This window comes from Carboxylicivirga sp. (assembly GCF_982718395.1).
Genome location: NZ_CEXQWX010000229.1, coordinates 1 through 7,309, shown reverse-complemented (window position 1 = coordinate 7,309; position 7,309 = coordinate 1). Strand labels below are relative to the sequence as shown.

The following is a 7,309-nucleotide window of genomic DNA, read 5'->3' as shown; positions in this document are numbered from 1 at the left end:
GTTTAAAAACTTTGTTGAAGTAGCTGGGGTTCTTAAATCCAACACGATAAGCAATTTCGGATACAGTAGCTACATTGTCTTTCAGTAAACTGCTGGCATATTCTAATCGTCTTTCAGTAATAACTTCATTGGCACTTTTCCCTGTAAGTTTAATGAGTTTACGGTGCAACATGGAACGACTTAACCCTACGTCCATTGCAAGCTTCTCAACACTATAGTCTTCGTTATCAATATTATCCTCAATTTTTTCGTAAACCTTATTAAGGAATTGTTCGTCCATAGATTGATTAGTTTCAATGGCGTTTGTTGATTAGTGATTACTCAATGATAATAATGGATAAAGTTAACATGCTGATAAGGGAGATGACAAGCCTGTTTACCTACTTTTTGGAATAATTCGACAGCGTTTATTACTAAGTAGTTAAATTGTGTTTTGTTTGAGAATATTAACATTAAAGCTCCTTTCATCCAGTCAAATCCGATTATATTTGTTGCTCATTAAAAAAAAATGGCACATGATTAAGATGATTGTATCCGATATGGATGGCACTTTATTAAACTCAAAAAAGCAACTGCCTGGCGATTTTAGTGAAGTATATAAATTGATGAAAGATGCTGATATTCGATTTGTGGTGGCAAGTGGGCGTCAGTATTATACTTTGGTTGATGAATTTGCTCATCTTGAACATGATATTGTCTTTATTGCTGAAAATGGCAGTATGGTTAATTTTAATGGAGAAAGTCAGGTGTTGAATGCCATGTATGCGTCCGAGCTTAAAGAATTAATTCAGGCATTGAGGAGTCATAAAAGCGCTAATATCGTATTGTGTGGAAAAAACGGAGCTTATATTGAAAACGACACTTCTGAAGAGTTTATGGATGAGGTGGGTAAATACTACGTTAAAAATACAGTTGTTGATGATCTGCTTACTGTTGAGGATGAAATATTAAAAATTGCAGTTAATGGTTTTGATAATTTGGAAACCAATGTTTATCCGTTAATTAAAAAAGAGTTTGAGAATAGTTTTCAAGTGAGTTCATCAAGCCCGATCTGGTTTGATATCATGCCAATTGGAATTAATAAAGGAGAAGCTATTCGCTTGTTGCAAAAGGAACTGGAGATTCAGCCTGACGAATGTATGGCCTTTGGCGATTATCACAATGATCTTGAATTACTGCAGAGTGTAAAGCATAGTTATGCTATGGCTAATGCTCATGAAGACATTAAGGCGATTGCGAGATACTGCACCGATAGTAATGATGAAAATGGAGTAATGAATGCCGTAAGGAAATATATTACAACAAGTGAAATCATGACCAATTGTTAATTTAACAGATAAGACTTTAGGAGTATTAATTTACATACAGGAGTTTTCTTTAGCCTGTAAATATTCTATATCAATCATTTCATAGTAATTCTGACCTTGTTCTGGTCGTTTCTTTAATTTAGAATTGAATTGACCCCATATTGAACATTTGTAGAGTTGATCTTCCTTCTTTGAGCATACATTTGGAGCAATCTAAAATTCAACTCAAAATTTATGAAGACTCTATTATTAGTGCTGTGTGCTATACTGGCGGGAGAGACCGGTATTGCTCAGGATTTTAACAGACAAGGTACTGTCAGTTACAAAACAATATATAATGGCAAAGAGCGAAGTGATATGCCATTGTTGCATGTTCAGTATGCAAAAAACACGTCAAAAACATGGCGCGATGCACCGGATGTTGAACAATTGATACCTGGCTATGCCACCGATGCTACTTATTGCGATTACGAACAAAAACGATTGCTGAATGTCACTTATTTTGATGATGGAGATGTGTTTCACTCTGTCACCTCTGTTTCAAAACTACCTCAGCTCGATTTAAAAGAAGAAACAAGGGAGATTGAAGGTTTTAAATGTCACTTAGCTACTGCAGTGATTAATTCAAACCGTATTGATATTTGGTATACTACCGAAGCAGGTATCGAAGGAAGTCCGCAACCTTCGTATGGTTATGTACCTGGGTTGGTGCTGAGTGTGATTCGTAACGGAAGTTATGAGTTATTGGCCAAATCAATTGATATAAAGAAGAGGAAGGCTAAAGCAACCTTAATACCAGAAAATCTGGGTGAAGAGGTTTCGCGTAACGCGCTTGGAGATATTAAACGTGAAAAAATGATAATCTCTACCCGGATTTTTGATGATGAACAAATTTGTTGGGGAAAGGAAAAGTTAGAAGTGGATGAACCGGTCATAGATTCTTTGTATCACTTTGCAGGAGGAACCTTGATAGTTAAAAAGGTGCGCTTGCCAAAAGTACCTGATCATTATTCGCTATTTGCTGAAATTAAGCAATACAGTAATGGTGATGCCTACGATCGAACAGGTTCGGTATTTGTGATACCAACAAATCGCGAACAAAGCTTTTGGGATGGATTGAAAAACGGAGTAAAAACCTTACCCATCTATTACGATGCGGATAGTCTGGATTATCAGGGCGTTGTTTTAACTAACAATTATGAGCCTGTGGTTGAATTGGTGCGATTCTTTACAACCTTTGGTGTGCGCCATTTTAATGAGCGTGTTCAGATCAAAGATATCGAATGGGAAGATCATTCAATATTCAAACAGGATGTGAGTGAATTGAAATCTCTTTTGCAGGATGAAGTGCTGATTGGTGCTTTTATTGGTAATTACGATGGTGGCGGACACAAGCTGACGCTGGATATTAAAGCCTATCCCGGAAGCTTTGACTGGAAGGACGATTCAAATAAGAAGTACTTTATGCTTCCACTTTTTAATACCTGTAATGTGATGGAAATGGGCGGACAGCGGTACGGTACAATGTTTAAAAATGATAGTCTGACCATCGACTTTACCATTCCTGAAGGAGTACATAATATCAAGTTGAGGTACATTACAACCGGTCATGGAGGCTGGGGAGGAGGCGATGAGTTTAATCCCAAGCAAAACGAAGTTTTTATTGACGGCGAGCGGGTGTTTGTGTTCACTCCCTGGAAAAGTGATTGTGCAGCTTATCGCAAATACAATCCGGTTTCTGGTAATTTCTGGAATGGTTTATCCTCATCCGACTTAAGTCGAAGCGGCTGGTGTCCTGGCACAGCAACCAATCCCGAATATGTTGAGCTGCCAAAGCTGGAATCAGGTCAACATCAAATGAAAGTGGCTATACCGCTCGGAGAACGCGAAGGAGGCAGTTTTAGTTCATGGAATATTTCCGGAGTATTAATAGGAGAATATAAATAAGATAACAAACAAAGGTTGTTTTTACGGAGAAGGCCGATGCAGAAATGTGTTGGTCTTTTTTGTTTCAGGATTTACCGAGGGCTATAAAAAAAGAGAGGACAGATACGTTTATCTGTCCTTACCCTTAAATCAGCTAACTAAATCCAAGTTTTATGAAAAAATCCACTACAAAGATGAAGATAATTTTGGGGTGTGCAAATAGATAAGTGTTAAAAAATTGTAAAATTGTTATAAAATTAGGGGGGTGTCTTGGTGAAAAGTTGATTTTTCAGATGGTTTATAATGTTTTTGCAGGGGGTGTATGTTGATTTAATTGAAATATATCTGATGAATTTTGTTTTAGGTGGGGTGCAGATCCATTTTTATTGATTTGCTGCTAAATTTTTAGCAAAAACATAGGGTCTGTTGGTAATTGACACTTTTTAAGACTTTAGTCTTTTAAATTGTAATTTCGCCCATAGCAATGACTGTTATTAATGATTTAGTTGGTTTGTAGCTGTGATTTCAAGGCTCTTTTTTGAAGTTTTTGAATCCTGAAATAGAAGAGAAGGGCACAAATTCCTAAACCTACCGGAAATCCTAACCAGATTCCTAATTCTCCATAACCACCCATAAAGGCTGCCCAGTAACTAAACGGAATTGCAATACCAAAATAGGAAATAACGGTAAGTATTCCAGGTATAGTGGCATCAGCCATCCCTCTTAATATGCCCGAATAAACTATCTGAAAGGCATCAAATAGCTGAAAGATAACCAAAACAATAATCATCTTTGAGGCCAGGGCGATGACTTCACCATCATCTGTAAATAATTGAGGTAACCATTCGCGTAACAGGATAAAAGCAGATGAGATAATCAAGACCATGACCATTACTATTTGTATAGATGCTTTTGAGGCCTGGCGCATCAACATAGGAACCTGTCGTGCCGAGAACTGACTGATACGAATGGTTGTACTTGCTCCAATGCCCTGATAAAGCATAAACCCAAAGGTGGAGAGACTCATAACAATCTGATGAGCTGCTAAACCCGTATCACTGATCCATCCGATCATAATACCGGCGATAATAAATGCAGAGGCTTCGGAAAACATATGCAGACCCATTGGAATGCCAAGTTTAAATACAGCTTTCACATGCTTAATGACTTGATTGAATGGAATTTTGATAGCGTTTTTTCCTAAAGGTGATAATCGTCGAATAAACAGCACCATGCAAATAGCGATGATTACCCGTGAGGAAAGTGTTGATATACCAGCTCCATTTAAGCCTAAAGCAGGAGCACCCCAATTACCAAAGATCAACACATAATTGCCAATGATATTTACCACATTAGCAATTAATGTAACTGCCATAGCCACCTTTGTGTTAGAAAGGCCTTCGGATAATTGCTTACCGCTTAAAAAGAACATCAAAGGAATAATGGACAGGCTGATGATGCTGAAAAACTGTCTTGAATGCGGGAGAATATTGACGGGCTGTTGCATATGAGGCATAGCAATATAAAGTCCCCAACACACAAGTGATAGAATAAGGGCCATTAATCCATTAGTCAGAAAAGCTCCTTTTTTTAATCCTTTCAGGTTATCAAAATCTGAGCTGCCAAAAGCCTTTCCGGTTAAAGGGGTAATAGCCATTGAAAAACCCATTCCAAATATAAGAGGCAAGGCAAATAGGGTGTTGGCAAAAGCAGCTGCAGCCAATTCGGTCTTTCCCAGCTGACCAATCATCATATTATCAACCAGTCCTACAGTTATTTGTCCGACTTGTGCTATAATAACCGGTAAGGCAAGTTTTCTCGTTTCGACATAATGTGGACGAAACAGACGCCAATAACGTTTCATAAAAATCCATTTAAATACATTAATGGGCGAGACCTTGCCCCTTAATACATCTGCAACAATCATGACTTGCAAAACATCGTTTCGGGCTTCAAGGTGAGAAGCTCTGATTGCCGGTGAACAATGCACTAAGGTCGCCAAAGCGCTGCAAAAATAGCTGTTTATTGTGTTAACCGGCGTTAAAAAATAGTTTGTTGTGTGAAATTGTTGTCATCAACTTTTCTTCCTTTTGCAATCTTAAATTGACATGCTATTTGTTCTGTTATTATACAGTAATTAAAATTTCACTGAACTGATTTGGATCATTCATCAATATTATTCAGGAAATAAATGTGTCACATTCATAGTCAAAAGAGAGTAAAACGATAGGAGAAAGCAGATGGTGTTATTATTAAGAAAACTTTAATAATTGACTCTAATGTTGGAATAGATTAAATAATATTATTAACTTTTTTGTGATAAATATTTTAGTAAAATTAATTGCTTGTTAAGTTTTAATTAAATAATGAGAACAATGAAAAACTTTTCACTATTTATAAATAAGCATGTAAAATGCTTTTATAGAATATAATATATAAATGTATTGTAGATGATGAACAAATTTGTTGTCGATCTGTTTTTCAGATTGATATAAATCAAAAGAATATATTGTGATACAAATTAGTAACGTAAATAATTTTCATCAAAGTGTATGTAATAGTAGAATGGAATTAAGGTATTAGTCCATCACAATCAGTTAAACAGTTCTTTTAACCTTTATATAAATTATATCCGATATAGATATAAACATTCACTTTCATTAAAATTCTTAATCAGACTTATTATTTATTGTAAACCCTCAAAAAAATGAGATTATGCTTAAGTACTTTTACTTTTTGAAAATGTATCTGGTTGCACTTTGTTTATTGATGTCTTCTTTTTTATTAAGTGCACAAACTACTTTAACAGATGGTGACATAGCAGTTACCAGGATGAACCGGGATGGAGGAGACGAGTTCTCTTTTGTTTTTCTTGCAGATGTTGCTAATACAACGGAGTTTTTTATATCTGATGAAACCTGGAATGGAGCTAGTTTCACAAGTGTTGAATCAACTTACCGTTTTACAGCAACAACAAATATTTCGGCAGGTGAAGAAGTGCATATGTATTGGACAGGATCATCTATGGCTATGACTACTACATCTGGAAACACGCTGGGGACTCTTACAGATGTAGGGGCTTTTACGCAAATATCTTTCTCAAGTGGCGGAGATAATTTATACTTTTTCCAGGGAAGTATAGCTTCCCCAACTTTTGTAGCTGGCATTATGTCTGAAGATGGAGATGCTGGAACGTCAGGTAATGCCTGGAGTAATTCTAAAGGATTAATACCTGCCGGAAAAGCCAATGGGACAAATGGTTATCTAGGTTTTTTCCCAAATGGCGGAGGAATGTCAGAAACTGACAATATTAATTATAAAGCAGCAGCACCTCATTCCGGAGATAAGGCAACTGTTTTAGCAGAAATAATGGACTTGTCAAATTGGGAATTTCATAATTCTTCAACTTATCCCGCTTCAACAACAGCCTTTGTAATGGATGTTACAGATCCTCTTTCTGTATCCATCACTTCCAGTACCAATGTCAGCTGTAATGGCTTAAGCGATGGATCAATAACAGCAACGGTAACCGGAGGAACGGCCAACTATAATTATTCATGGAGTAACGGTTCAACCACCTCCAATACCTCATCCTTAACCAATACTATAACTAACCTGGCTTCAGGAAGCTATACGGTTACAGTTACCGATGATGGCGGAGGATCAGAACAAGCCTCTATAACTATTACTGAGCCGACAGCTTTAGTAGCTTCAGTTGTAATAGACAACAACGTCAGTTGTAACGGCTTATCCGACGGTGGAATGACCGCTTCCGCCACAGGTGGCACCACATCATACAGCTACAGCTGGGACAATAGCGCCGAGACCGCGCAGATCAGCAGCCTTACCGCCGGTACGTATGAGGTCACCGTAACTGACGCCAATAACTGTACATCAACAAATTCAGGTACTGTCACACAACCTGTTGCCCTTGTTGCTTCAGTTGTAATAGACAACAACGTCAGTTGTAACGGCTTATCCGATGGCGGCATGACCGCTTCCGCTACAGGTGGTACCACACCATACAGCTACAGCTGGGACAATAGCGCCGAGACCGCGCAGATCAGCAGCCTTAC

General features: G+C 37.6%; 5 protein-coding genes. 3 read left to right on the top strand and 2 right to left on the bottom strand.

Annotated elements, in window-relative coordinates; genetic code table 11:
* On the bottom strand, positions 1-280 hold a 280-nt coding region (locus tag AC4MRQ_RS23940; RefSeq protein WP_491200254.1), incomplete at its 3' end, for a helix-turn-helix domain-containing protein.
* A 235-nt stretch (positions 281-515) separates the two neighbouring features.
* On the opposite strand from AC4MRQ_RS23940, the gene AC4MRQ_RS23935 reads away from it, so the two are divergent.
* Both AC4MRQ_RS23935 and AC4MRQ_RS23930 read left to right on the top strand, forming a co-directional pair.
* Positions 516-1,328 (top strand): HAD family hydrolase, encoded by an 813-nt coding sequence (locus AC4MRQ_RS23935; protein WP_491200253.1) that lies wholly within the window; start codon positions 516-518, stop codon positions 1,326-1,328.
* 213 nt (positions 1,329-1,541) lie between these two features.
* Positions 1,542-3,254, top strand: coding sequence for a PNGase F N-terminal domain-containing protein (locus AC4MRQ_RS23930; protein WP_491200252.1), 1,713 nt, complete (start codon positions 1,542-1,544; stop codon positions 3,252-3,254).
* A 481-nt stretch (positions 3,255-3,735) separates the two neighbouring features.
* Here the strand turns inward: AC4MRQ_RS23930 and AC4MRQ_RS23925 are convergent, their stop codons facing one another.
* Positions 3,736-5,097, bottom strand: a complete 1,362-nt coding sequence (locus AC4MRQ_RS23925) for an MATE family efflux transporter (protein ID WP_491200251.1) — start codon at positions 5,095-5,097, stop codon at positions 3,736-3,738.
* Between the two features lie 851 nt (positions 5,098-5,948).
* On the opposite strand from AC4MRQ_RS23925, the gene AC4MRQ_RS23920 reads away from it, so the two are divergent.
* A partial coding sequence (locus AC4MRQ_RS23920; protein ID WP_491200250.1) for a SprB repeat-containing protein occupies positions 5,949-7,309 on the top strand: 1,361 nt, incomplete at its 3' end.